The 24,061-nt window shown below is 72.5% G+C and carries 23 protein-coding genes; 10 read left to right on the forward strand and 13 right to left on the reverse strand.

Going from position 1 to position 24,061, the window contains the following annotated elements:
• The first annotated feature begins 59 nt into the window (after positions 1-59).
• Positions 60-1,703, forward strand: coding sequence for a protein kinase domain-containing protein (locus tag ACWDEN_RS11915; protein ID WP_450858615.1), 1,644 nt, complete (start codon positions 60-62; stop codon positions 1,701-1,703).
• A 117-nt stretch (positions 1,704-1,820) separates the two neighbouring features.
• On the opposite strand, the gene ACWDEN_RS11920 is transcribed toward ACWDEN_RS11915, so the two are convergent.
• Entirely contained in the window at positions 1,821-2,366 is a 546-nt protein-coding gene (locus ACWDEN_RS11920) for a bacterial proteasome activator family protein (protein WP_351606731.1), read from the reverse strand.
• 173 nt (positions 2,367-2,539) lie between these two features.
• Here ACWDEN_RS11920 and ACWDEN_RS11925 point away from each other — a divergent pair, with 173 nt between their 5' ends.
• Positions 2,540-3,508: a hypothetical protein gene (locus ACWDEN_RS11925; RefSeq protein WP_450858617.1), complete on the forward strand. Its 969-nt coding sequence runs from the start codon at positions 2,540-2,542 to the stop codon at positions 3,506-3,508.
• A 167-nt stretch (positions 3,509-3,675) separates the two neighbouring features.
• On the opposite strand, the gene ACWDEN_RS11930 is transcribed toward ACWDEN_RS11925, so the two are convergent.
• The 6 genes from ACWDEN_RS11930 to pdhA all read right to left on the reverse strand — a co-directional run bounded on the left by ACWDEN_RS11930 (position 3,676) and on the right by pdhA (position 10,677).
• Entirely contained in the window at positions 3,676-4,656 is a 981-nt protein-coding gene (locus tag ACWDEN_RS11930; RefSeq protein WP_450858619.1) for an NAD(P)H-quinone oxidoreductase, read from the reverse strand.
• Positions 4,657-4,812: 156 nt separating this feature from the next.
• A complete protein-coding gene (locus tag ACWDEN_RS11935; RefSeq protein ID WP_450858621.1) occupies positions 4,813-6,162 on the reverse strand; it encodes a molybdopterin molybdotransferase MoeA in 1,350 nt (449 codons plus the stop codon).
• Positions 6,159-7,046 (reverse strand): NTP transferase domain-containing protein, encoded by an 888-nt coding sequence (locus ACWDEN_RS11940; RefSeq protein WP_450858623.1) that lies wholly within the window; start codon positions 7,044-7,046, stop codon positions 6,159-6,161. The genes ACWDEN_RS11935 and ACWDEN_RS11940 overlap by 4 nt, the downstream gene beginning before the upstream one ends.
• Before the next feature lie 72 nt (positions 7,047-7,118).
• Positions 7,119-8,522, reverse strand: a complete 1,404-nt coding sequence (locus ACWDEN_RS11945) for a dihydrolipoamide acetyltransferase family protein (RefSeq protein WP_450858625.1) — start codon at positions 8,520-8,522, stop codon at positions 7,119-7,121.
• Positions 8,522-9,526 (reverse strand): alpha-ketoacid dehydrogenase subunit beta, encoded by a 1,005-nt coding sequence (locus ACWDEN_RS11950; protein ID WP_351606715.1) that lies wholly within the window; start codon positions 9,524-9,526, stop codon positions 8,522-8,524. Before ACWDEN_RS11950 ends, ACWDEN_RS11945 begins: the two co-directional genes overlap by 1 nt.
• Positions 9,523-10,677 (reverse strand): pyruvate dehydrogenase (acetyl-transferring) E1 component subunit alpha, encoded by a 1,155-nt coding sequence (pdhA, locus tag ACWDEN_RS11955; RefSeq protein ID WP_351606712.1) that lies wholly within the window; start codon positions 10,675-10,677, stop codon positions 9,523-9,525. The genes ACWDEN_RS11950 and pdhA overlap by 4 nt, the downstream gene beginning before the upstream one ends.
• A gap of 175 nt (positions 10,678-10,852) precedes the next feature.
• Here pdhA and ACWDEN_RS11960 point away from each other — a divergent pair, with 175 nt between their 5' ends.
• A complete protein-coding gene (locus ACWDEN_RS11960; RefSeq protein ID WP_450858628.1) occupies positions 10,853-11,380 on the forward strand; it encodes an Lrp/AsnC family transcriptional regulator in 528 nt (175 codons plus the stop codon).
• A 14-nt stretch (positions 11,381-11,394) separates the two neighbouring features.
• Here the strand turns inward: ACWDEN_RS11960 and ACWDEN_RS11965 are convergent, their stop codons facing one another.
• Both ACWDEN_RS11965 and ACWDEN_RS11970 read right to left on the reverse strand, forming a co-directional pair.
• Positions 11,395-11,982, reverse strand: coding sequence for a TetR/AcrR family transcriptional regulator (locus ACWDEN_RS11965; protein WP_351606710.1), 588 nt, complete (start codon positions 11,980-11,982; stop codon positions 11,395-11,397).
• Positions 11,979-13,496 (reverse strand): 3-hydroxyacyl-CoA dehydrogenase, encoded by a 1,518-nt coding sequence (locus tag ACWDEN_RS11970; RefSeq protein ID WP_351606707.1) that lies wholly within the window; start codon positions 13,494-13,496, stop codon positions 11,979-11,981. Before ACWDEN_RS11970 ends, ACWDEN_RS11965 begins: the two co-directional genes overlap by 4 nt.
• A 160-nt stretch (positions 13,497-13,656) precedes the next feature.
• On the opposite strand from ACWDEN_RS11970, the gene paaN reads away from it, so the two are divergent.
• A complete protein-coding gene (paaN, locus tag ACWDEN_RS11975) occupies positions 13,657-15,348 on the forward strand; it encodes a phenylacetic acid degradation protein PaaN (protein WP_351606704.1) in 1,692 nt (563 codons plus the stop codon).
• Here the strand turns inward: paaN and ACWDEN_RS11980 are convergent.
• The 3 genes from ACWDEN_RS11980 to ACWDEN_RS11990 are packed head-to-tail and all read right to left on the reverse strand — an operon-like array spanning position 15,345 to position 18,240.
• Complete coding sequence (locus ACWDEN_RS11980; protein ID WP_351606701.1) at positions 15,345-16,100, reverse strand: TrmH family RNA methyltransferase; 756 nt, start codon at positions 16,098-16,100, stop codon at positions 15,345-15,347. The genes paaN and ACWDEN_RS11980 overlap by 4 nt on opposite strands.
• Entirely contained in the window at positions 16,097-17,311 is a 1,215-nt protein-coding gene (locus tag ACWDEN_RS11985; RefSeq protein ID WP_351606698.1) for an HTTM domain-containing protein, read from the reverse strand. The genes ACWDEN_RS11980 and ACWDEN_RS11985 overlap by 4 nt, the downstream gene beginning before the upstream one ends.
• The gene (locus ACWDEN_RS11990) at positions 17,308-18,240 is read right to left on the reverse strand and encodes a DUF5819 family protein (RefSeq protein ID WP_450858631.1); all 933 of its coding nucleotides are present in this window, start codon (positions 18,238-18,240) and stop codon (positions 17,308-17,310) included. Before ACWDEN_RS11990 ends, ACWDEN_RS11985 begins: the two co-directional genes overlap by 4 nt.
• A gap of 359 nt (positions 18,241-18,599) precedes the next feature.
• Here ACWDEN_RS11990 and paaA point away from each other — a divergent pair, with 359 nt between their 5' ends.
• From paaA to ACWDEN_RS12020, 6 genes are all read left to right on the forward strand, one after another.
• On the forward strand, positions 18,600-19,685 hold the full coding sequence (gene paaA / locus ACWDEN_RS11995; protein ID WP_351606696.1) for a 1,2-phenylacetyl-CoA epoxidase subunit PaaA: 1,086 nt from the start codon (positions 18,600-18,602) through the stop codon (positions 19,683-19,685).
• Entirely contained in the window at positions 19,682-19,969 is a 288-nt protein-coding gene (gene paaB / locus ACWDEN_RS12000; RefSeq protein WP_014673816.1) for a 1,2-phenylacetyl-CoA epoxidase subunit PaaB, read from the forward strand. Before paaA ends, paaB begins: the two co-directional genes overlap by 4 nt.
• Positions 19,966-20,697, forward strand: coding sequence for a 1,2-phenylacetyl-CoA epoxidase subunit PaaC (paaC, locus tag ACWDEN_RS12005; protein WP_351606694.1), 732 nt, complete (start codon positions 19,966-19,968; stop codon positions 20,695-20,697). Before paaB ends, paaC begins: the two co-directional genes overlap by 4 nt.
• On the forward strand, positions 20,691-21,242 hold the full coding sequence (gene paaD, locus ACWDEN_RS12010; RefSeq protein WP_351606691.1) for a 1,2-phenylacetyl-CoA epoxidase subunit PaaD: 552 nt from the start codon (positions 20,691-20,693) through the stop codon (positions 21,240-21,242). The genes paaC and paaD overlap by 7 nt, the downstream gene beginning before the upstream one ends.
• Complete coding sequence (locus tag ACWDEN_RS12015; RefSeq protein WP_351606689.1) at positions 21,242-22,306, forward strand: 2Fe-2S iron-sulfur cluster-binding protein; 1,065 nt, start codon at positions 21,242-21,244, stop codon at positions 22,304-22,306. The genes paaD and ACWDEN_RS12015 overlap by 1 nt, the downstream gene beginning before the upstream one ends.
• 181 nt (positions 22,307-22,487) lie before the next feature.
• Positions 22,488-23,630, forward strand: coding sequence for an acyl-CoA dehydrogenase family protein (locus ACWDEN_RS12020; protein WP_351606686.1), 1,143 nt, complete (start codon positions 22,488-22,490; stop codon positions 23,628-23,630).
• Between the two features lie 42 nt (positions 23,631-23,672).
• Here the strand turns inward: ACWDEN_RS12020 and ACWDEN_RS12025 are convergent, their stop codons facing one another.
• A complete protein-coding gene (locus ACWDEN_RS12025; protein ID WP_228621703.1) occupies positions 23,673-24,002 on the reverse strand; it encodes a rhodanese-like domain-containing protein in 330 nt (109 codons plus the stop codon).
• Positions 24,003-24,061: the final 59 nt, after the last annotated feature.

Below are 24,061 nucleotides of genomic sequence, written 5' to 3' on the forward strand. Positions count from 1 at the left end.
TCGATCAAGGCCCGTGCGAAGAGCGAAGGCGCCGGACGGCCAGTGGGGGACAGGGAGAGATGAGCCAGGACGGCGCACACGGCCGGTACGCGGGGCAGTCGCTGGCCGGCGGTCGCTACCAGCTGCGGGACCTGCTCGGCGAGGGCGGCATGGCCTCGGTGCACCTTGCGTACGACTCCGTGCTCGACCGCCAGGTCGCGATCAAGACACTCCACACGGAACTCGGCCGGGAACAGGCGTTCCGCGAGCGCTTTCGCCGCGAGGCCCAGGCCGTGGCCAAGCTCACGCACACCAACATCGTGTCGGTCTTCGACACCGGCGAGGACGATCTCGGTGGTCTGACGACCCCGTACATCGTCATGGAGTACGTCGAGGGCCGCCCGCTGGGCTCGGCCCTCGAGGAGGACATCCGGCAGTACGGCGCGATGCCCGCCGACAAGGCGCTGAAGGTCACCGCGGACGTGCTGGCCGCGCTGGAGATCAGCCACGAGATGGGGCTGGTCCACCGCGACATCAAGCCGGGCAACGTGATGGTGACCAAGCGTGGCGTGGTCAAGGTCATGGACTTCGGCATCGCCCGGGCCATGCAGTCCGGTGTGACATCGATGACACAGACCGGCATGGTCGTCGGCACCCCGCAGTACCTCTCGCCCGAGCAGGCCCTCGGGCGTGGCGTGGACGCCCGTTCCGACCTGTACTCGGTCGGCATCATGCTGTTCCAGCTGGTCACCGGGCGGCTGCCGTTCGACGCGGACTCCCCGCTGGCGATCGCGTACGCGCATGTGCAGGAGGAGCCGGTCGCGCCCTCCTCGATCAACCGTGCGCTGCCGCCCGCGGTGGACGCGCTGGTCGCCCGCGCGCTGAAGAAGAATCCGAACGAGCGTTTCCCGACCGCCGAGGCCATGCGCGACGAGTGCCTGCGCGTCGCCGCGTCCTTGCAGGCCGCCGCGCCGAGCATCGTGCCCGGCGCCGGGCCGACGCAGAGCGGCGCGGGCGTCGGCTCCGCGGTGTTCCCGCCGGTCGACCGGACCGCCCAGGCGGCCCCCGGGCCGGTCCAGACGCCGTACCAGCCGGGCCCCTACGGCGTCCCGCAGACGCCGCAGACGCCCGCCCCGGCCTACGGCTATCCGCAGCAGGGCGGCTACCAGACGCCGCCTCCGATGGGCTACGGACCGCAGGCCGCGTCCACCCCGCCGCCTTACACGATCTCGCCGCAGACGGCCGCGCAGCCGTCCGCTCCGGGCTCCGGCGGCGGAAAGAGCAACAAGCCGGTGATCATCGGCTCGGTCGCGGTGTCGCTCGTCGCGGTCGGCGCCCTGATCGTCGCGCTGACGATGAACAACGGCGGCGGTGGCGACAAGGGCGGCAGCGGCGGCGCGAGCGCCTCGGCGTCCGCCTCCCAGCCGGCGGGCTACCGCGGACCGGACCGGACCCGGGTGATCGACAAGACCAAGTGCACAGATCCGACGGAGTCCTGGAACGACACGAAGAAGGTCATGCTGCCCGACTTCCGGTACAAGGACATCAACTCGGTGAAGGCCTGCTTCCAGGCCGCGGGCTGGCAGTACAAGATCACTTCGCAGGACGACAACACCTGGGGCAAGGACACCGTCCTGGACCAGTTCCCGCCCGAGGGCACGGACGTCGACAAGAAGGACCCGGGCACGATCGACCTCACGGTCTCGACGGGCAACCCCGCCTGACACCGGCCGTCCGCAAGGGACGGGCAGGAGACAGAGGGAGCCCGGCACGGTGTCCGTGCCGGGCTCCGTACGTCACGGGTACGCCCGCCTCGCCATACGGCGCTCGGTAGGGGCTCGTTACAGGTAGGGCCCGCCCGAGCGGCCCGCGGCGCGGTGGTCATCGCCGCCCTCGTGGCCCGTCACGCCCGGCGGAAGTGCGCGGCGCATCTGCTCCAGCTGGGCCCGCGCGGCCATCTGCTGGGCGAACAGCGTCGTCTGGATCCCGTGGAAGAGGCCTTCCAGCCAGCCCACCAACTGCGCCTGTGCGATGCGCAGTTCCGCGTCGCTCGGGATGGCGTCGTCGGTGAACGGCAGGGAGAGCCGCTCGAGTTCCTCGACGAGCTCCGGCGCGAGGCCGTCCTCCAGCTCCTTCACCGAGCTGGCGTGGATCTCCTTCAGCCGCACCCGGCTCGCCTCGTCCAGAGGGGCCGCGCGCACCTCCTCCAGGAGCTGCTTGATCATGCTGCCGATCCGCATGACCTTGGCCGGCTGTTCGACCTGCTCCGTCAGCGGGGTCTCACGGGACTCGTCGTCCCCGTTGCCGCCGCCGAGCGCCATCCCGTCCTGGCCCACGACGAGGATCTGGGGGTTTTCCGGCAACCGTTCGTTCCTCGGCATCTCCATGCCGCCATTCTCTCGCACCCGTACACCTCATCACCGTGGTGCCCCCTCGTGGGGCTGATCCACCGTTTAGACCCGACGGCCCAATCTGAAATGCCCATCTCGCCCTGGAATGTGAGGCTTATTCCTGCCGGTCACCCATCGATCACGACATCCGGCTTCGAGAGGTCACCGACGTGACTCCATGGCTGTGCAACACGCTCCGCTGCATACGGCTGCTGCTCGTCCTCGCGGTGGCCCTGCCCGCGTACGACACCGTCACCGACGACGCCACGACCGCGTACGCCGCCGAACCCGCCCCTGGAAGCTCCACCGACCCCGACCCCCCGGACCGGCCGACCCTCGACGAAGCGGGCCACCCCGCCCCCGGAGACACGGCCCGCACGGCGCCCGTCGACACGGCACACACCGCCCCCGGGGACACGGGCCGCCCGGCCCGCCCCGGCCGCCCGGAACACTCGGCACACGGCGGCCGCGAACCGACGGACGGCGCCGCTCCGGAGGCCCCGGGCGGCACAGGGCCCGATCACGGTCCGAGTCGCGGTCCGAGTCGCGGTCATGGTCACGCTTACGGTCATGGGGGCGGGCACAGCCACGGTGACGGTCATGACGGCCACGGTCTCGTTGACGATCAGGGTGACAGCGACTCCCCGGCCCCCGGGCCCTCACCCATCTCCCCGATATCCCCGATCTCCCCGATCTCCCCGCTTTCCCCGATCTCCCCGCTTTCCCCGATATCCCCGATCTCCCCCATACCCTCTGATTCCGTCTCCGCCCCGTACCGCCCCACGGCCGTCGGGCCGACCCGTGCGGGCAGCCTGGCAGGCGAGGGGCGGATCCGGCCGGGCCGACCGGACGGTCCCGCGGCCGAGGTCGAGGGCGGAGACGACCCGGCACCCACCCGGGCTCCCGGCATCGGTCGGCCGGAGGAACCGGAGACCACGAACCTCCCGACCACGACGCCGACGGCTTCGACCGTCCCCGACGAGGCCGGCCTCAACCACCCCCCGGCCCACAACGCCGCCCCCCAGGGCTCGAATCCCTCCGAGCCGGTCCTGCAGATCCTCCCCCTGGGCAGCGGCCTGATCCTCATGGGCCTGGGCCTGGCCCTCGCCCTCCTGGGCCTCAAACTCCGCAGAGACTGACCCACCCCCTGCGCAGCTGCGGGCAGTCGTACCGCTGGGGCGGCACGGGTGAGCGGTGGGCCCCCGGCCCGAGCGAAGCCGAGAGCGGGGGAGGCGCCCGGCCGACGCAGGCAGGCAGGCGACTCCACCCCCGACACCGGGCACCGCACCGCTCCAGTCCCGCGGCGTTACGACGTGACCAGCAGCACCTTCCCCACGTGCCCGCTGGCCTCCACCACCCGATGTCCCTCGGCCGCCTCCGCCATCGGCACCTCGCGGTCCACCACCGGCCGCACATGCCCCCCAGCCAGCAACGGCCACACATGCTCCCGCACAGCAGCCACGATCGCCGCCTTCTCACTCAGCGGCCGTGCCCGCAGGGAGGTCGCACTGATCGCGGCCCTCTTGTTCAGCAGCGTGCCGATGTTCAGCTCCCCCTTCACCCCACCCTGCATGCCGATGATCGCGAGCCGCCCGCTGACGGCGAGCGCCTGGACGTTGCGGTCCAGGTACTTCGCTCCCATGTTGTCGAGGATGACGTCGGCCCCCGTACCCCCGGTGGCCTGCTTGATCTCGGCGACGAAGTCCTGCTCGCGGTAGTTGATCAGGATGTCCGCGCCCAGCTCGGCACACCGCTCCAGCTTCTCCTTCGTACCGGCCGTCACCGCCACCTTGGCCCCGACGGCCTTGGCGAGCTGGATCGCCATGGTGCCGATGCCGCTGGACCCGCCGTGCACGAGCAGCGTCTCTCCGGGCCGCAGATGGGCGATCATGAACACGTTGGACCAGACCGTGCAGACGACCTCGGGCAGCGCGGCCGCCCGCTTGAGGTCGACCCCTTCGGGCACGGGCAGCAACTGCCCGGCCGGTACGACGACCTTCTCGGCGTACCCGCCGCCCGAGAGCAGCGCGCACACCTCGTCTCCGACGGCCCAGCCGGACACTCCGGGTCCGAGCGCGGCGATCCTGCCGGAGCACTCCAGGCCGGGGTAGGGGGAGGCGCCGGGCGGCGGGTTGTAGAAGCCCTGCCGCTGCAGGATGTCGGCACGGTTGACGGCGCTGGCCACCACCTCGACCAGCACCTCGCCCTCGCCGGGCACCGGATCGGAGACCTCCGCCCACACCAGCGCCTCGGGACCACCAGGTTCGGGAATCGTGATCGCATGCATGTCCGTGACGCTACTCCCCGAAGATGCCGTCCCCGGGTCAGACCCGCTCGCTCGAACACGCCCACACGATGGTGATCCGCCGGCCCAACTCACCCCATGCAGCACCGGACGTTCGACGAGGTCCAGCCCGCTGCCCTGCGTCACGGCCCGGACGTTTCACGTGAAACACACCTCGACTCCGGCGGTCGCCCACGGCAGGTCCAGCAGCTCCGCCTCCTCCCCCTGCCGGGCTCCGCCGGGCGGTACGACGGCCAGCGCATCGGCGGCTGCGATGCCGCGGAGCATGGCCGGACCGTTGTAGTGCAGCGGTACGGCACGGTCGCCGCGCAGCACCACGGGGATCAGCCGGGTGTCGTGCGGATGCCCCTGCACCGCCTCGCCGAGCGGCAGCGTGTACGGCTCCGGGGCCGGGTGGGCGGCCAGAGTGCGCAACAGCGGCTCGGCGAGCGTGAGCAGGCCGGAGACTGCCGCGAGGGGGTTGCCGGGCAGACCGACGAGGTGCTGGTCGTCCTTGGTGCGGGCCAGCAGCATGGGATGGCCGGGGCGCACCTTGACGCCGTCGACGAGGAGTTCGGCGCCGATGCGTTCCAGGATGGGGTGGACGTGGTCGACGGGTCCGCCCGCGGTGCCGCCCGTGGTGACGACGAGGTCCGCCTCGGAGCCGGTGACGGCCCGGCGCAGGGCCTTGGCGTCGTCCCCGATCCGGCGCACCGCGACGACCTCGGCGCCGAGCGCGCGCAGCCAGGGCGGCAGCATGGGGCCGAGCGCGTCCCGGATCAGCCCGTCACGCGGCCGCCCCTCGGTCAGCAGTTCGTCACCGAGCACGAGGACCTCGGCACGGGGCCGTGGTACGGCGGTGACGGTGTCGTATCCGGCCGCCGCGGCGAGCCCCAGTACGGCGGGGGTGACCCGGGTGCCGACGGGCAGCAGCTGATCGCCGCTGCGGCACTCCTGGCCGCGCGGGCGGATGTCCTGGCCGTGCACGATCTCCCGCGTGGCGTGGAGCCGCCCCTGCGCGTCGGTACGGCCGTGCTCGCTGCGCAGCACGGCGGTGGTGTCGGCCGGGATGCGGGCGCCGGTGGCGATACGGACCGCCACGCCGTCGGTGAGCGGCTCGGGCTGCGCGTGTCCGGCGAGCACGCCCTCGTCGCGCACCTCCCAGGGCCCGGGCCCGGCGACCGCCCAGCCGTCCATCGCGGAGGTGTCGAAGGAGGGCAGGTCGGTGAGCGCGTCGAGCGGGGCGGCCAGGACCAGGCCGAGGGCGTCGCCGAGCGGCACGGAGACGGGGGCGCGACGGACCCGGGCACGTGCGGCGCGAGCGGCGATCTCACGGGCCTGGGCCCACGGGGTGGCCCGGTGCCGTTCGCCGTGGGTTTCCGGCGCCGGAGCGGGGACCTGGCCCGCGGGGTCGTCCTTGGCTTGCCTCACGAGGGCCAGGGCCTCCTCGACGTCGAGGTCGTCGCTGTCCTCTGCGGGTGCTCCGGCCCGGGTTCCGGGGGTAGTCATCCGGCGTCCGGGACGCTCGGGCCCCCGCTGCTCTCTTCCTCCCAGCGCAGCGCGAGCGCGGCCGCCTTGCGGGCGGCCTCGGCGACCGCGTCGGGGCCGCCCTTGCCCTGGGCCGCGGCGTAGCCGACGAGGAAAGTGGTCAGCGGGGCGGCGGGCCGGGCCACGCCGTGCGCGGCGTCACGGGCCAGGTCGAGCAGCACGCCGGTGTCGACGTCCAGGTCGATGCCCAGCTCGTCCTTGACTGCGGAGATCCATTCATCCAACACGTGCCCATGCTCCCTGATGCGTGCCCTGGCGTTGACGAGGTCGTCCCAGGTGTCGCAGTCGAACGACGCGAGCGGGTCCGGGACGCGGGTGAGGCTGAGGGCGCCGGTCAGCCGGCGCAGGGGCAGGCCGGTCAGACCGTCGGGTCCGGCCGCGAGGGCGGCCAGCTCGCGGCGGAGCGCGGCGGTGCGATAGGCGGCCACGAGCGGCTGGTCGCGGCCGTCGGCGTCGGTGAGCAGTGCGCCCTCGGCGCCGGTGTCGCCGAGGGCGGTCAGCAGGCTCCGCAGCGTGGCCGGCCGAAGGAAGGGCAGGTCGGCGGAGAGGACGACCGTGTGTACGGCGGTGGTGTGCCGCAGGCCGGCTTCCAGCGCGGCAACCGGTCCGGCGCCGGGCGGTTCCTCGCGCGCCCAGCGCACCGGCCGCGTGGTGGGCCGCCGGTCGGCCACCACGACGGTCGTCCCGGCGTCCGCACAAGCCGCGAGCACCCGGTCGAGCAGCGCCCGGCCGCCGACCCGCAGACCGGGCTTGTCGGCGCCGCCGAGCCGCCGGGCGGCGCCGCCGGCCAGCACGATGGCGTCGTACGGCACGGGCGTCCCGGGAGCGGGGGCGTTGTCGGTCACCCCCCGAGTATGTCCCGAGGGGCCTCTCTCGTGTCTTGCTCGGGGGTCCTCCTTCGAGGCGCCCCGCCCGTGTCACAGCGTGCGCAGGAGCACCGCCGGCTGTTCCACGCAGTCCGCCACGTACCGCAGGAAGCCGCCGGCCGTGCCGCCGTCGCACACCCGGTGGTCGAAGGTGAGCGAGAGCTGGACCACCTGGCGCACGGCCAGCTCGCCTTCGTGCACCCACGGTTTGGGGACGATCCGGCCGACGCCGAGCATGGCCGCCTCGGGGTGGTTGATGATCGGCGTGGAGCCGTCGACACCGAAGACGCCGTAGTTGTTCAACGTGAAGGTCCCGCCGGTGAGTTCCCCGGGCGTGAGCGTGCCGGTACGGGCGGCCTCGGTGAGCCGGGCGAACTCGGCGGTCAGCGCTTCGGCGTCGCGCGTGTGGGCGTCCCGGACGACCGGCACGACGAGCCCGCGTTCGGTCTGCGCGGCGAACCCGAGGTGGACCTGGTCGAGCCGGACGACCTCGCGGGCCTCGGTGTCGACGTAGGAGTTCAGCTCGGGGAAGCGGGCGAGCGCGGCCGTGCAGATACGGGCGAGCAGCGCGAGCAGGGAGATCTTCGGTCCGCCGGGCGCGTTCATCGCGGCTCGCGCGCGCATGAGTTCGGTCGCGTCGGCGTCGACCCAGCAGGTGGCGTCCGGGATCTCCCGGCGGCTGCGGGAGAGCTTGTCGGCGACCGCGCCGCGCACGCCCTTGAGGGGGATGCGGGTGCCCCCTGCGCGCGTGGCCGAAGCGGCGGTGGCTGCCGACGCGGCGGATGCCGCCGGGGTGGCGGCGGCGACGTGTGCCGCCGTGGCGGGTGCCCCGGCCGTACGGCTGCCCACGACCGCCCTGGCCCGCAGGGCGCCCTCGACGTCGGCGCGCAGGATCAGCCCGTCCGGGCCCGAGCCCGCCAGCTGCCGCAGGTCCACTCCGCCCTCGCGGGCCAGCCGGCGGACCAGGGGGGAGATCACGGGCACCGGCCCCTCGGCGTGGAGCGCGTCCACGCGCGCGTGAGCCGTCCCGGTGGGCGCCGTACCGTCGAAGGCGAGCGTTCCGCTGTCCGCACCGGTGCTGCCGTTCACGGCGCCCGTCGGTGTCGGTGTCGGTGTCGGCCGCACCCTCCGGCGCCGGGCCGGAGCCTGCGAGGTGCCGTATCCGACCAGGACGTTGCCCGATCCCTCGGTGTCCCCCGCCGGGGCCTGCGGTCCCACCGCCACCGTCAGCAGCGGCGCGCCGACCGGCAGTTCGGTGCCCTCCTCGCCGAAGCGGGCGGTGACCACACCGCCGTACGGGCAGGGCACCTCGACCATCGCCTTGGCCGTCTCGACCTCGACGACGGGCTGGTCGACGGCGACGACGTCACCGACCTGGACCAGCCAGCGGACGATCTCCGCCTCGGTGAGTCCCTCGCCGAGGTCGGGGAGCTTGAACTCCAGCACCTGTGCCATCAGCCCTCGGCCTCCCACTGCAGCCGGGCCACGGCGTCCAGGATGCGGTCGACGCCGGGCAGGTGGTGCCGCTCCAGCATGGGCGGCGGGTAGGGGATGTCGAAGCCGGCGACGCGCAGCACCGGCGCCTCCAGGTGGTGGAAGCAGCGCTCGGTGATCCGGGCCGCGATCTCACCGCCCGGCCCGCCGAACCCGGTGGACTCGTGGACGACGACCGCGCGTCCGGTGCGCCGTACGGCCGCGCAGACCGTCTCGTCGTCGAACGGCACCAGCGAGCGCAGGTCGAGCACTTCCAGGTCCCAGCCCTCGGCCTGCGCGGCCTCGGCGGCCTCCAGGCAGACCGGCAGAGAGGGGCCGTAGGTGATCAGCGTGGCGCTGCGGCCCGGCCGGCGCACCATCGCGCGGCCGATGGGCTCCACCTCCGTGGGCTGCTCGGGGTTCCAGGTGTCCTTCGACCAGTACAGCCGCTTGGGCTCCAGGAAGACGACCGGGTCGTCGGAGGCGATGGCCTGGCGCAGCAGGCCGTAGGCGTCGGCGACGGTCGCGGGCGTGAGCACGTGCAGTCCCGGCGTGGCCATGTAGTAGGCCTCGGAGGAGTCGCTGTGGTGCTCGACGCCGCCGATACCGCCGCCGTAGGGGACGCGGACGGTGATGGGCAGGGGCATCCGGCCGCGCGTGCGGTTGCGCATCCGGGAGACATGGCTGATGAGCTGCTCGAACGCGGGGTAGGCGAAGGCGTCGAACTGCATCTCCACCACCGGGCGCAGGCCGTACATGGCCATGCCGACAGCGGTGCCGAGGATGCCGGCCTCGGCGAGCGGGGTGTCGGTGCAGCGGTCCTCGCCGAACTCCTTGGCGAGGCCGTCGGTGACCCGGAAGACACCGCCGAGGGTGCCGACGTCCTCACCCATGACGTGCACGGTCGGGTCGGCGGCCATCGCGTCGCGCATCGCGCGCGTGAGGGCCTGCGCCATGGTGGCGGGCTTGACGGCGACGGTGGTCATCGGGCGCCGCCTTCCTGCTCGCCGTGCCGCTCCTGCTCGGCTTCCAGCTCAGCCCGCAGCAGGGCGCGCTGTTCGCGCAGTTGGGCGGTGGTCTCGGCGTAGACGTGGTCGAAGAGGGCCATGGGGTCCCGTTCGGGGTCGCGGTTCATGCGTTCGCGCAGGGAGGCGGCCATCGCCTCGGCATCCTTCCGGGCGGCCTCGATTCCGGCCTCGTCGAGCAGCCCGCGCTCGGTCAGCTCGTGCTCCAGCAGCTCGATCGGATCGTGTGCACGCCAGGCCTCGACCTCGGCGTCGCCGCGGTAGCGGGTGGCGTCGTCGGCGTTGGTGTGGGCGTCGATGCGGTACGTCACCGCCTCCACGAGGGTGGGTCCGCCGCCCGCGCGCGCGTGCCGTACCGCGTCGCTGAGGACCTCGTGCACGGCCACCGCGTCGTTGCCGTCGACCAGTCGGCCCGGCATGCCGTATCCGACGGCCTTGTGGGCCAGGGAGGGCGCGGCGGTCTGCTTGGCGAGCGGGACGGAGATGGCGAAGCCGTTGTTCTGCACGAGGAAGACGACCGGCGCCTGCCAGACGGCGGCGAAGTTCAGCGCCTCGTGGAAGTCGCCCTCGCTGGTGCCGCCGTCGCCGACCAGGGCGAGCGCGACGACGTCGTCGCCCTTGAGGCGGGCGGCGTGCGCGAGGCCGACGGCGTGCGGCAGCTGGGTGGCCAGCGGGGTGCTGAGGGGGGCGACCCGATGGGCGTAGGGGTCGTAGCCGCTGTGCCAGTCGCCCTGCAGCAGCGTGAGGGCCTCGACGGGGTCGACGCCCCGGGCGACGACGGCGAGGGTGTCGCGGTAGCTGGGAAAGAGCCAGTCCCGCTCTTCCAGGGCCAGGGCGGCGGCGACCTCGCAGGCCTCCTGACCGGTGCTGGAGGGATAGACGGCGAGGCGGCCCTGCTTGGTGAGCGCGGTGGCCTGCGTGTTGTAGCGGCGACCGCGGACCAGCTGGGCGTAGAGCCGGCGCAGCAGGTCCGCATCGGCCTTGGCGGCCCCCTCGGTGCCGAGGACGCGGTAGGGCTCGGCGTCGGGCAGCAGCGGCGCGGGGTCCATACGGGGCTGCCAGGCGGGCGGCGGCGATGGCCGGTACGCGCCCCGCTGCTCCATGACCGTCATGACGGCACCTCCTCGTGGGAGCGGCTACGGGAGGCGCGTCGGCTGTGAGGCGCCTCACCAACCGATTGTTCGGTCGTTGGCACATTTTGGCTACAGGCCCCTCCAGGCTGTGGACAAACGGTTCTCCACAACCTGGAATGAACGCAGGACGTCCACGGCGAGGGAGCGGGAGGCAATGGCAGCTGAACAAATGGCCGACGGACCGCAGGACGACACCACGCTCCCGCGCCCGCTGGACGGCACCGCACTTCCGCCGCCGCGCCCGCTCGACGCCATCGATCAGGACATCCTGAAAATCCTCCAGGCGGACGGGCGCGCCTCCATACGGTCCGTCGCCGAACGCGTCCACGTCTCGCGCGCCAACGCCTACGCACGCATCAACCGGCTCGTCGAGGACGGGGTGATCCGGGGCTTCAGCGCGCGTGTGGACCATGAGCGGGCGGGGCACGGCACCTCGGCGTACATCACGCTGAAGATCGTGCAGAACACCTGGCGCACGGTCCGCGAGCGGCTCAGGCAGCTTCCCGGCGCCTCCCACATCGCACTGGTGGGCGGCGACTTCGACGTGCTGCTGCTGGTGCACACGCCCGACAACCGGGCGCTGCGCGAGCTGGTGCTCACCCGGCTCCAGGCCATCCCCGAGGTGCTCAGCACCCGCACGCTGCTGGTGTTCGAGGAGGAGGACCTGGAGCCGGAGGCGTAACCGCAGGCCTGACCTCAGCTCTGCTTGAGGCCCGCGAAGACCAGCCGGACCACCGCGTCGGCCACCTCGCGTTCGTCGGCGCCCCGCGGGTCCGGCCGGTACCACTCCACGATCGAGTTGATCATTCCGAAGACCAGCCGGGTGGCCAGCCGGACCTCGACGTCGCCGCGCACGTCCCCGTCGGCCGCCGCGGCCTTCAGGAGTTCCGCGACCCGGTGGTCGAAGTCCCGCCGCCTCTCCAGTGCCCACCGTTCGGTGGCGGTGTTGCCGCGCACCCGCAGCAGCAGCGTCACGTACGGCAGCTCGCCTATGAGCACCTCGACCATGCGCCGTACGACGTGTTCCAGCCGGTCGACGGGCCGCCCCACGCGCGCGTGCTCCTCGTCGAGGATGGCGAACAGGCCGTCCAGGGCGCGGCTGACGGCCCGGCGCAGCAGTTCCTCCTTGCCGCTGACGTGGTGGTAGATCGACGACTTGGAGATGCCGGCCGCCTTGGACAGGTGCTCCATGGAGGTGCCGTCGTATCCGCGCTCGTTGAACACCTGGACGGCCACGGAGAGCAGCGTCTCGGGCGTGTACGTGTCGCGCTTGGCCGTGGTCATGACGTGCCCTCCCGCTTGTCGTCGATGGCGTACGCGTGGCGGTAGAGCGCGAGGGAGGGCGCGTAGCGTCCGGAGGGGTCGCGCTGGTGCATCTCGTCCAGGATGTCGAAGGCGAACTCGCGGCCGAGCCTGCGGTCCCACTCGAACGGGCCGAGCGGGTAGTTCACCCCGCGGCGCATCGCCGTGTCGATGTCCTCCTGGGTGGCGACGCCCTTGGCCACGGCTTCGTGCGCGAGGTCGATGATCCTGGCGACCGTGCGCGCGACGATCATGCCGGGGACGTCGCCGATGATGCTGACGTTCTTGCCGAGGGCCTGGAAGAGGCCGGTGGCCTCGGCGAGGGTCTGCGGCGAGGTGTCCTGGGCGGCGGACAGGGCGACGCGCGTGGCGGTGCGGTAGTCGAGGGCGAGGTCGAAGTAGACGACGTCGCGGAACTCCACGGACGTCTGGCCGTCGGCGAGCACCAGCTGGCCGCCGCTGGGCAGCACCAGGCGGGTGCCGTTGTCCTCGGCCTCCTCGCGGACCTGGATGCCCGCCTCGCGGATCAGCGTGAGCAGCTCGGCCGCCGGGCCGAGGCCGCCCTCGGCGACGACGTAGGCGGGCGGCTGCTCCTTGTCGGCGGTGTGCGGCTCGGGCTTCTCGGCGCCCTCGGCGTGGTCGTACCAGCCGTGCCCGGTCTTGTGGCCGAGGCGGCCGGACTCCACCAGCCGGCGCTGGGCCAGGGACGGGGTGAAGCGCACGTCCTGGAAGAAGGACTGCCACACCGAATGGGTGACGGACTCGTTGACGTCCTGTCCGATCAGGTCGGTCAGCTCGAAGGCGCCCATCCTGAACCCGCCGGACTCGCGCAGGACGGCGTCGATGGTGGCCGGGTCGGCGGCCTGGGCCTCGTAGACCGCGAAGGCCTCGGCGTAGAACGGCCGGGCGATCCGGTTGACGATGAAACCCGGAGTGTCGGCACAGGCCACCGGGGTCTTTCCCCATGCGCGGGCGGTCTCGTACGCGCGCGTGGCCGACGTGACGTCGGTGGCGAACCCGGAGACGACCTCGACCAGCGGCATGAGCGGTGCCGGGTTGAAGAAGTGCAGGCCCACGAAGCGGCCGGGCCGGCGCAGGGCACCGCCGATGGCCGTCACCGACAGCGAGGACGTGTTGGTGGCGAGCAGGCAGTCCTCGGCGACGATGTCCTCCAGCTCGCCGAAGAGCTGCTGCTTGACGTCCAGCCGTTCCAGGACGGCCTCGACGACCAGCGTGCAGTCCGCCAGCTCCGTGAGGTTCTCCGCGGGCTTGAGGCGGGCGCGGGCCGCGTCCCGGTCGGCGGCGGCGAGCCTGCCCTTCTCCACGAGCCGGTCGAGGCGGGCGCCGATCGCCGCTGCCGCGTCCCGGGCACGCCCGGCGACGGCGTCGTACAGCCGCACGGGGTGACCGGCGACCAGTGCGACCTGGGCGATGCCCTGGCCCATGGTGCCGGTGCCGACGACGGCCACAGGGCTGCTGAGGTCGAGTGCTGTCATGTGCGCGATCCTCCCGCACGGCGTTTTCCACAGATGCGGCAGGCCCCCTTGTCCCGACCGATCGTTCGGTTACTCTAGCTCTGACCGTCCCATCCCGCTGCTCTTTCTGCCAGGTCGACGAACTCGACGAAGAGTTCTCCAGACGAGGAGTTGGTCCCGTATGGCCGCTGAACTGACCGCGCACGAACTGATCGCCAAGCACCGGCCCACGCTCGACCAGGCACTGGAAGCGATCCGCACGCGCGCGTACTGGTCACCGCACCCCGAGCATCCGAAGGCCTACGGCGAGAACGGCAGCCTGGACGCGGCGGCGGGCAAGGCCGCCTTCGACGCCCTGCTGAACACTCGCCTCGACCTCGGCCAGCCCGGCACCGACGACTGGGTGGGCGACGAGGTCTCGCCGTACGGCATCGAACTGGGCGTCGGCTACCCGCACGCGGACGTGGACGTGCTGATCCCGGCGATGAAGGCAGGGCAGCGGGCCTGGCGGGACGCGGGCGCGGAGACCCGGGCGCTGGTGTGCCTGGAGATCCTCAAGCGGATCAGCGACCGGACGCACGAGTTCGCGCACGCCGTCATGCACACCAGCGGCCAGGCCTTCATGATGGCGTTCCAGGCGGGCGGCCCGCATGCCCAGGACCGCGGTCTGGAGGCGGTGGCGTACGCGTACGCGGAGCAGGTCCGCACGCCGGAGACGGCCGAGTGGACCAAGCCGCAGGGCAAGCGTGACCCGCTGGCCCTCACCAAGCAGTTCACGCCGGTCCCCCGCGGCCTGGCCCTGCTCATCGGCTGCAACACCTTCCCGACGTGGAACGGCTACCCGGGCCTGTTCGCCTCCCTGGCCACCGGCAACGCGGTCCTGGTCAAGCCCCACCCGCGCGCGGTACTGCCGCTCGCGCTCACCGTGCAGGTCGCGCGCCAGGTGCTCGCCGAGGCGGGCTTCGACGCGAACCTGGTGGCGCTGGCCGCCGAGCGCCCCGGCGAGGGCATCGCCAAGACCCTCGCCACCCGTCCCGAGGTCCGGATCATCGACTACACCGGGTCGACGTCCTTCGGTGACTGGCTGGAGGCCAACGCCCGCCAGGCGCAGGTCTACACCGAGAAGGCCGGCGTCAACACGGTGATCGTGCACTCCACCGGCGACTACAAGGGCATGCTGTCCAACCTGGCGTTCTCGCTGTCGCTGTACAGCGGCCAGATGTGCACCACCCCGCAGAACCTGCTGATCCCGCGGGACGGCATCCGCACGGACGAGGGCCCCAAGACCTTCGACGAGGTCACCGCCGACCTCGCCCGCGCGGTCGACGGCCTCCTCGGCGACGACGCCCGCGCGAACGCCCTGCTGGGCGCGATCGTCAACCCGGACGTCAAGGCCCGTCTGGAAGCCGCCGCCGGCCTCGGCGAAGTGGCCCTCGCCTCCCGGGAGATCAACAACCCGGACTTCCCGGGCGCGGTCGTGCGCACCCCCGTCATCGTCAAGCTGGACGGCGCCAAGCCGGACGACGAGGCCGCCTACATGAGCGAGTGCTTCGGCCCCGTCTCCTTCGCCGTCGCGGTCGACTCGGTGACCGACGCGGTGGAGCTGCTGCGCCGCACGGTCCGCGACAAGGGCGCGATGACGGTCGGCGCCTACACCACCGACAGCGAGGTGGAGCACGCCGTCGAGGAGGTGTGCCTGGAGGAGGCGGCACAGCTGTCGCTCAACCTGACCGGCGGGGTGTTCGTGAACCAGACCGCCGCGTTCTCCGACTTCCACGGCTCCGGCGGCAACCCGGCGGCGAACGCCGCACTGTGCGACGGGGCGTTCGTGGCCAACCGGTTCCGGGTGGTCGAGGTCCGCCGGGAGGCCTAGGAGACCGCATGCGCGCCCCCGGTCGCGCTCCAGTGGTACAGCGTCATCGCCACGCTGGTGGCGAGGTTGTAGCTGGAGACCTGGGGGCGCATCGGCAGCCGCAGCAGATGATCGGCACGCGCGCGTAGGTCGGCCGAAAGGCCGCTGCGCTCCGAGCCGAAGGCGAGGACGGCGTCGTCCGGGAGCTTCACGCCCCGGATGTCGTCGCCCTCGGGGTCCAGCGCGAACACCGGTCCCGGGGGGAGCTCGTCGACGCCCAGCCGTTCCACGGCCGTCGCGAAGTGCAGGCCGGCGCCGCCGCGCACCACTGTCGGATGCCAGGGGTCGAGGGTGCCCGTGGTGACGACGCCGGTCGCCCCGAAACCGGCGGCCAGCCGGATCACGGCACCGGCGTTGCCCAGGTTTCGCGGGTTGTCCAGGACCACGACGGGCGCGGTGCGGGGGGTGTGGGCGAGCCTGCGCAGGTTGGCCTCGCGGGACGGCCGTACGGCGAGCGCGGCCACGCCGGTCGGGTGCGGCCGCGGGACGAGCGAGGCGTACGTCTCCCCGGGCACCTGCGACAGCAACCCGTCGAGCGCGTCGCGTACGTCCCCGGCCAGCTCCTGCGCGAGGGCGAGCGCCGCCTGCCGGTCGGTGGTGACCGCCACCGGGACCTCGGCCCCGAAGCGCAGCGCGTGCTTGAGGGCGTGGAAGCCGTCGAGCAGCACGGCGTCATCGGCGTGCTCGCGCCAGCGGGTCAGCGGGTCGGTCATGCGGTGAACCCTACGCGGCCCTGCGGGCTCGCCTCGGGGCTCGCTTCGGGGGAACGCGGCGCGGGCACCCCAAGGTCGTCACACCGGCCCCCGCCGAGCGGCCCGCGCGCGCGTGCGACCAGTGCGCCCAGCCGGCGCAGGAACGACGTCGGCAGGAAGACCGCGTCGGCGGTGATCATCGCCAGTGAGAAGAACGGCAGGCCGAGCACGACCGCGATCACCGCGTGCTCGGTCATCATCAGCACCAGCAGGACGTTCTTGACCCGCCGGTTGAACAGGGTGAACGGGAAGGCGACCTGCACCATGACCGTGCCGTAGGCGACGGCCATCATGATCGTGCCGCTGGAGGACATCAGGTCGGCGAGTCCGGGCCAGGGCGAGAAGTAGTCCAGGTGAAGCGGGTAGTAGACGGCGGTGCCGTCCTGCCAGCGCGAGCCCTGGATCTTGTACCAGCCGGCCGTCGCGTAGATCAGGCAGGCCTCCGCCATGATCACGAACAGGGCGCCGTTGTGCACGACGTTGGCGACGACGTCCAGCAGGATCCGCGGCTGCTGCGACTTCGCCCAGCGGCCGACGGCCCACCACAGGCCGAGCATGGCCCACGCCGTCCACAGCAGCGCGGGGATCAGCCAGTCGTTGTCGAACCGGCCGGTGAACGCCGCCATGAGCAGCACCAGGCCGAACACCGACCACAGGGCCGGGCCCACCCGGTCGGCCGGGACCCGCTCCCCACGCGTGCGTGCCGCCCGCCGCGCGTCCAGGGACCACACCTGTCCGCAGCGCGTGAACACGAGGTAGAAGGACATCAGGTGCAGGACGTTGTCGCCGCCGTCGCCCACGAAGACGCTGCGGTTCTGCAGCGACAGCACGCCCACCATGAACAGCACGGACGCCGTCCGGGTGCGCCAGCCGAGCAGCAGCGCCGCGCCGGCGAGTATCGCCAGCAGGTAGAAGCACTCGAACCACAGCTGCCCGTCGGACCACAGCAGGGCCGTGAAGGCGTGGTTGTCGGCGGTCAGCTCCTTGGCGAGGTTCCAGCCCCAGGGCCCGGCCGGGCCGTACAGCTCCTGGCGGTGCGGGAACTCGCGCAGTAGGAACAGCAGCCAGGTCCCCGCGAACCCGATGCGGATCACGGCGCTCTGGTACGGCCCGAGCGCCGACTCGGTGACTCGGGCGATACCGCGCGAGAGGGTCAGGGAAAGCCTGTTCACCGCACACCTCCCGCTGCCTCGTCGGCCGTCACGGTCCACCAGGGCAGCACGCGGTAGACGGGCTGGTCGGACACGCGCTCATGGCTCCACTCGGGCGGCTGCACATTGGTGGTGCTCGAACGGATCTGCACGCGCTGGATGACGCCGTCGCGGTCGGCCGGATAGGTGCGGTACAGGCGCATCACCACGATCCGGCGCAGGTACTGCTCGGAGAGGGAGCCACGCATGCCCACCGGTCGGTTGTCGGCGCTGTGCGTGGCGGTGAAGAAGTCCCAGGCACGGCGCAGCTCGTTCTGCTGGGTGTGGCTCGGCACCGGGTTGCCGTCGATGGCGGCACCGTCCTGGGCGGAGAGGTCGGTCCACCCGGTCGTGCGCAGCCCGCCCTCCTTCGCCCGCACCACGGCACGCACCTGGACGGCGATGTTCTGCTGCAGCGGGTTGGGCGCGAACAGCTTCCAGTTCTGCTCGAACTCCGGGAACACCCACTCCTCGACGGCCTTGCCGTGCTGCTTGGTCACCGTGTTCGCGGGGGCAAGGCTGAGGAACACCATCAGCAGATGCACACAGGCGGCGAGCCCGACCACTGCGAGCACCAGCGCCGCGGCGACCTGGTAGCGGGGGGAGAGGGCGGCCACACCGGTACGGGGCGCGGCGGGCGGCTCGCCGGCGTCGGCCCCGGAGGCCGGGAAACCCGGACCGCCGACGGCAGCCGCACCCGTCCGGGAATCCACGTCGGCCCGAGCATGCAGGTCAGCCGGGGAATCCATGCCGGCCCGGGAATCCGCATCGGCCGAGGAGTCCATGCCGGCCCGGGACTCTGTTTCGGCCCGCCGTGAGCCGGCGTCGGTCGGGGAACCCTCCGTGCGACGCGCCCTGGCCGGCCCGCCGGGGTCGGGTGGGACCCTCGGGTCCTCGTCGTACGCGTCCATTCCGCCCCGTCCCCCGTTTCGGCTCAGTCGTTCGGTTCAGTGGTCCAGCTCAGTGATGCTGCGCCTGCCACGAGCGCCCCACCCTTCACGTACGCCACTCCTCGGCGTCAGCACGAAACGGTACTCAGCCCCGGCTGCCGGGCGCAGCCCCGGGTGCGAGCCACGGCCGTGGTCCTTGCCACGCAGTAAGGCACACTCCCCGGCCCTACCCGCCCTCCCGCACGTTGTCCACAGGCTGCCCGCCCGAGTTTTCCACAGCGGTTGACACCCCACGGCGGCCCGGCACACCATTGATGTCGCACGGACCGAACGATCGGTCGGGACAGTCCCATCGCAGAGCCCGAGGTCAGGGGGACCGCATGGCCACAGCAGCCGCGCAGCGCACGGCCCGCACGGAGACGGACGGCGCACCGGACACCGCCGACACGGCGGCCTTCCAGCACGCCTTCGACGCGGCCGTGGCCGCCGACGAACGCATCGAACCGCGCGACTGGATGCCCGACGCCTACCGCGCCACCCTGGTCCGGCAGATCGCCCAGCACGCGCACTCCGAGATCATCGGCATGCAGCCGGAAGCCAACTGGATCACCCGCGCGCCCTCCCTGCGCCGCAAGGCGATCCTCATGGCCAAGGTCCAGGACGAGGCCGGCCACGGCCTGTATCTGTACAGCGCGGCCGAGACCCTCGGCACCAGCCGTGACGAACTGCTCGACAAGCTGCACAGCGGCCGCCAGAAGTACTCCTCGATCTTCAACTACCCGACCCTGACCTGGGCCGACGTCGGCGCGATCGGCTGGCTCGTCGACGGCGCCGCGATCACCAACCAGGTCCCCCTGTGCCGCTGCTCCTACGGCCCCTACGCCCGTGCGATGGTGCGGATCTGCAAGGAGGAGTCCTTCCACCAGCGCCAGGGCTACGAACTGCTGCTGGCCCTCAGCAAGGGCACACCCGAGCAGCACGCCATGGCGCAGGACGCGGTCGACCGCTGGTGGTGGCCCTCGCTGATGATGTTCGGCCCGCCCGACGACGAGTCCCAGCACTCCGCGCAGTCGATGGAGTGGAAGATCAAACGCCACTCCAACGACGAGCTGCGCCAGCGCTTCGTCGACATCTGCGTCCCCCAGGCCGAGTCCCTGGGCCTGACCCTCCCCGACCCGGACCTGCGGTGGAACGAGGATCGCGGGCACTACGACTTCGGCCCGATCGACTGGACGGAGTTCTGGGAGGTCCTCAAGGGCAACGGCCCGTGCAACGAAGAGCGGATCACCCGGCGCAGGCGCGCCCACGACGAGGGCGCATGGGTGCGGGAAGCCGCCGCCGCCTACGCGGCCAAGCACACCGGCGGTCCCGCTGGCACCACCGGCACCACCGGCAGCGTTGGCACCACGGCCACCGATCACAGGGCACACGAGACCGGCCACGAGACAGAAGCGGAGCGAGCATGAGCACCACCGACTGGCCCCTGTGGGAGGTCTTCGTGCGCTCCCGGCGCGGCCTCTCCCACACCCACGCCGGCAGCCTGCACGCCCCCGACGCCGAACTGGCCCTGCGTAACGCCCGCGACCTGTACACCCGCCGCGGCGAGGGCGTCTCCATCTGGGTCGTCCCGGCCGCCGCGATCACCGCATCGTCACCGGACGAGAAGGACCCCTTCTTCGAACCGGCCGCCGACAAGCCCTACCGGCACCCGACCTTCTACGAGATCCCGGAAGGGGTGAAGCACCTGTGACCGCTACCGTCCCCGCCACCGTCCAGGTGACCGCCGCCCTCGCCCTCGGCGACGACGCCCTGGTGCTCTCCCACCGGCTGGGGGAGTGGGCCGGGCACGCCCCCGTCCTGGAGGAAGAGGTCGCCCTCGCCAACATCGCCCTCGACCTGCTCGGCCAGGCCCGGGTGCTGCTGTCCATGGCCGGCGACGAGGACGAACTGGCCTACCTGCGCGAGGAACGGGCCTTCCGCAACCTCCAGCTGGTGGAGCAGCCGAACGGCGACTTCGCCCACACGATCGCCCGTCAGCTGTACTTCTCCACCTACCAGCAGCTGCTCTACACCGAACTGGCCGCCGGTGACGGGCCGTTCGCACCCCTCGCCGCGAAGGCGGTCAAGGAGGTCGCCTACCACCGCGACCACGCCGAGCAGTGGACCCTCCGCCTCGGCGACGGCACGGAGACCAGCCACGAGCGGATGCACCGCGCCTGCGCGGCCCTGTGGAAGTTCACCGGGGAGATGTTCCAGCCGGTGGACGGCCTCGACGCCGACTGGACCCGCCTGGACGAGCACTGGCAGGACTCCGTCCAGGACGTCCTCGGCCGGGCCACGCTCCCCCTCCCCGAGGGACCGCGCACCGGCGCCTGGTCGGCCGGCGCCGGCCGGCAGGGCCTGCACACCGAACCCTTCGGGCGGATGCTCGCCGAGATGCAGCATCTGCACCGCAGCCACCCGGGGGCGACATGGTGACCGCCACCGCCCTGGAGACGGAGCTGCTGGAGCTGGCCGGCTCGGTACCCGACCCCGAACTGCCGGTGCTCACGCTCCAGGAGCTGGGCGTGGTGCGCGCGGTGCGCCTCCACGGCCCCGGCACGGTCGAGGTCGACCTGACCCCCACCTACACCGGCTGCCCCGCCATCGAGGCGATGAGCGTGGACATCGAACGCGTGCTGCGCGCCCACGGCATGCACGAGGTCACGGTTCGCACGGTGCTCAGCCCCGCCTGGACGACCGACGACATAAGCCCCGAAGGGCGGCGCAAACTCCGGGAGTTCGGCATCGCTGCCCCGCGTGTGCGCACCGCCTCCGGCCCGGTCCCCCTGTCCCTCGGCCCGACCCGGACCACCTCCGAGGCCGCGAGCCCCACCGAGGACGCACTCACCGAGCCCGTCCGCTGCCCGCACTGCGGCTCCGCCGACACCGAGCTGCTCAGCAGGTTCTCCTCCACCGCGTGCAAGGCACTGCGCCGCTGCCTGGCCTGCCGTGAACCGTTCGACCACTTCAAGGAGTTGTGATGGCGCGCTTCCACCCGCTCCCGGTGGCCGAGGTCGACCGGATCACCGACGACTCCGTCGCCCTCACCTTCGCCGTCCCGCCCGAGCTGCGCGAGGAGTACCGGCACGCCCCCGGCCAGCACCTCGCGCTGCGCCGGCAGGTCGACGGCACCGAGATACGGCGCACCTACTCGATCTGCTCCCCCGCGCCCGACCCGGCCGGCGCGGGCCCCGACACCCTGCGGGTGGGCGTGCGGCTGGTGGAGGGCGGAGCCTTCTCCGCCTATGCGCTGAAGGAGATCAACACCGGCGACGTGCTGGAGGTGATGACCCCGGCCGGCCGCTTCACCTTGGAACCGGCACCGGGGCTGTACGCGGCGGTCGTCGGGGGCAGCGGCATCACCCCGGTGCTGTCCATCGTCGCCACACTGCTGGCCCGCGAGCCGGCCGCCCGGTTCTGCCTGATACGCAGCGACCGCACCGCCGCCTCGACGATGTTCCTGGAGGAGGTCGCCGACCTGAAGGACCGCTACCCCGAGCGGCTTCAGCTGGTGACCGTGCTCTCCCGCGAGGAGCAGCAGGCGGGTCTGCCGTCCGGTCGGCTCGACCGCGAACGGCTCAGCGGGCTGCTGCCCGCGCTGCTGCCGGTCGGCGAGGTCGCGGGCTGGTTCCTGTGCGGCCCGTACGGGCTGGTGCGGGGCGCGGAGCAGGCGCTGCGCGAGCTGGGCGTGGACCGGTCCCGTATCCACCAGGAGATCTTCCATGTGGACGCGGGCTCGCCCCCGGCCGCCGCCACCCAGGCTCCCACGCACAGCACGGTCACCGCCCGGCTCGACGGACGCGGCGGCACCTGGCTGGTGCGCGACGGAGAGACGCTGCTGGAGACGGTCCTGCGCAACCGCGCCGACGCGCCGTACGCCTGCAAGGGCGGCGTGTGCGGGACGTGCCGTGCCTTCCTGGTCTCCGGCGAGGTCCGTATGGACCGCAACTTCGCCCTGGAGACGGAGGAGACGGAAGCCGGCTATGTACTGGCCTGCCAGTCGCATCCGCTGACCGAGCAGGTGGAACTGGACTTCGACCGCTGAGGGCCGCGTGGGCCGACTCGGCGAAGGCCAACTCGGCGGGGGGGAGGGGAGGGAGGGGGCGGGGAGGGGGGAGGCCCCCCGGAAGCCCCCGGAACGCCGGGACCCCGCCCATTCCCTTCTCCTAGAACCTGTTCTATCTTGACGCACCGTCAGATCACCGACCCCGTCGGAGGGACAGGCCGTGGACTTCACCTTCACCGAGGAGCAGCGGGCGGCGGCCGAGGCGGCGCGCGGGGTGTTCGCCGGCGTGGTACCGGACGCGGTGCCCAGCCCGGCGCTCACCACCGGTGCCGTGGCCGAGGGCTTCGACCGGGAGCTGTGGAACCGCCTGGCCGGCGCGGACCTGCTGAGCCTGCTGCTCGACGAGGCGCACGGCGGTTCCGGTCTGGACGCGATCGCGCTGTGCCTGGTGCTGCGGGAGTCCGCCAAGATGCTCGCCCGGGTGCCGCTGCTGGAGCACAGCGCGGCGGCAGCGACCGTACAGGCCTACGGTGGCGCGGAGTTGGCGGACCGCGTGCTGGGGCCGGCCGGACGGGGGGAGCTGGTGCTGACCGTCGCGGCGAACGGCCGTAGCGGCCACGACCCGGCCGAACTGGCCGTCGGCACACGGCGGGACGGTCCGGTCTGGGTGCTGGACGGGGTGCAGACGGCGGTGCCGTGGGCGTACGACGCGGACCTCGTGGTCGTACCGGCGCACCTCGAGGGCACGGCAGCCGAGCGGACCGTGCTCGCGCTGGTACCGCGTGAGCGGGACGGGGTGGTGCTCGCCGAGCAGGTGTCGACCAGCGGGGAGCGGCTGGCCGAGCTGCGGCTCACGTCCGTGCGGGTCGACGCCGGCGACGTCATCGAGGCCGAGGGCGCCTGGGAGTGGCTGCACGCGCTGCTCACCACCGGCAGTTGCGCGCTGGCGCTCGGGCTGGGCGAGAGGGTGCTGACGATGACCGCCGAGTACACCGGAAAGCGGGAGCAGTTCGGGTATCCGATCGCGACCTTCCAGGCGGTGGCCGTGCAGGCCGCGGACCGGTACATCGATCTGCGCGCCATGGGGGCCACGCTCTGGCAGGCCGCCTGGCGTATCGCCTCGGGGGCGCCGGGGGCGCTGCCCGCCGCCGGAGATGTCGCGGTGGCGAAGATCTGGGCGGCGGAGGGGGTGCGCCGAGTGGTGCAGACGGCACAGCATCTGCACGGCGGGTTCGGCGCCGACACCGACTACCCGCTGCACCGCTATCACGCCTGGGCCAAGCACCTGGAGCTGGCGCTCGGCCCGGCGGCGGCACACGAGGAGCGGCTCGGGGATCTGCTGGCCGCCCATCCGCTGGGCTGACCGCGCGGCCCCCGGGCAGGGGCGGAGCAGCGGCGGAGCGAGCTACAGGACGAAGCCGGGCCGGCCGTCGTCGGTGATCACCGGGCGGCCCGCGGCCTGCCAGACCTGCATGCCGCCGTCGACGTTCACCGCGTCGATGCCCTGCTGGACCAGGTACATGGTGACCTGCGCCGAGCGGCCGCCGGAGCGGCAGATGACGTGGACGCGGCCGTCCTGCGGGGCGGCCTCGGTCAGCTCGCCGTAGCGGGCCACGAACTCGCTGATGGGGATGTGCAGCGCTCCCTCGGCGTGGCCCGCCTGCCACTCGTCGTCCTCGCGGACGTCCAGCAGGAAGTCGTCGTCCTTGAGGTCCGTGACCTCGACCGTGGGCACACCAGCTCCGAAACTCATGTCCCCGACGCTACCCGCTCTCCGAAGCAGGCCGAAATGAG

The organism is Streptomyces sp. NPDC001153 (assembly GCF_053598315.1).

What these genes read in the sequence shown, in the direction of transcription:
- ACWDEN_RS11970 (WP_351606707.1), bottom strand. Translation starts at nt 13,496, where the DNA reads ATGACAGCACTCGACCTCAGCAGCCCTGTGGCCGTCGTCGGCACCGGC.
- ACWDEN_RS12015 (WP_351606689.1), top strand. Translation starts at nt 21,242, where the DNA reads ATGGCGCGCTTCCACCCGCTCCCGGTGGCCGAGGTCGACCGGATCACC.
- ACWDEN_RS11950 (WP_351606715.1), bottom strand. Translation starts at nt 9,526, where the DNA reads ATGACCACCGTCGCCGTCAAGCCCGCCACCATGGCGCAGGCCCTCACG.
- ACWDEN_RS11930 (WP_450858619.1), bottom strand. Translation starts at nt 4,656, where the DNA reads ATGCATGCGATCACGATTCCCGAACCTGGTGGTCCCGAGGCGCTGGTG.
- ACWDEN_RS11920 (WP_351606731.1), bottom strand. Translation starts at nt 2,366, where the DNA reads ATGGAGATGCCGAGGAACGAACGGTTGCCGGAAAACCCCCAGATCCTC.
- ACWDEN_RS11980 (WP_351606701.1), bottom strand. Translation starts at nt 16,100, where the DNA reads ATGACCGACCCGCTGACCCGCTGGCGCGAGCACGCCGATGACGCCGTG.
- pdhA (WP_351606712.1), bottom strand. Translation starts at nt 10,677, where the DNA reads ATGACGGTCATGGAGCAGCGGGGCGCGTACCGGCCATCGCCGCCGCCC.
- ACWDEN_RS11915 (WP_450858615.1), top strand. Translation starts at nt 60, where the DNA reads ATGAGCCAGGACGGCGCACACGGCCGGTACGCGGGGCAGTCGCTGGCC.
- paaA (WP_351606696.1), top strand. Translation starts at nt 18,600, where the DNA reads ATGGCCACAGCAGCCGCGCAGCGCACGGCCCGCACGGAGACGGACGGC.
- ACWDEN_RS11990 (WP_450858631.1), bottom strand. Translation starts at nt 18,240, where the DNA reads ATGGACGCGTACGACGAGGACCCGAGGGTCCCACCCGACCCCGGCGGG.
- ACWDEN_RS11935 (WP_450858621.1), bottom strand. Translation starts at nt 6,162, where the DNA reads ATGACTACCCCCGGAACCCGGGCCGGAGCACCCGCAGAGGACAGCGAC.
- paaN (WP_351606704.1), top strand. Translation starts at nt 13,657, where the DNA reads ATGGCCGCTGAACTGACCGCGCACGAACTGATCGCCAAGCACCGGCCC.
- ACWDEN_RS11960 (WP_450858628.1), top strand. Translation starts at nt 10,853, where the DNA reads ATGGCAGCTGAACAAATGGCCGACGGACCGCAGGACGACACCACGCTC.
- paaB (WP_014673816.1), top strand. Translation starts at nt 19,682, where the DNA reads ATGAGCACCACCGACTGGCCCCTGTGGGAGGTCTTCGTGCGCTCCCGG.
- ACWDEN_RS11965 (WP_351606710.1), bottom strand. Translation starts at nt 11,982, where the DNA reads ATGACCACGGCCAAGCGCGACACGTACACGCCCGAGACGCTGCTCTCC.
- ACWDEN_RS11945 (WP_450858625.1), bottom strand. Translation starts at nt 8,522, where the DNA reads ATGGCACAGGTGCTGGAGTTCAAGCTCCCCGACCTCGGCGAGGGACTC.
- paaD (WP_351606691.1), top strand. Translation starts at nt 20,691, where the DNA reads ATGGTGACCGCCACCGCCCTGGAGACGGAGCTGCTGGAGCTGGCCGGC.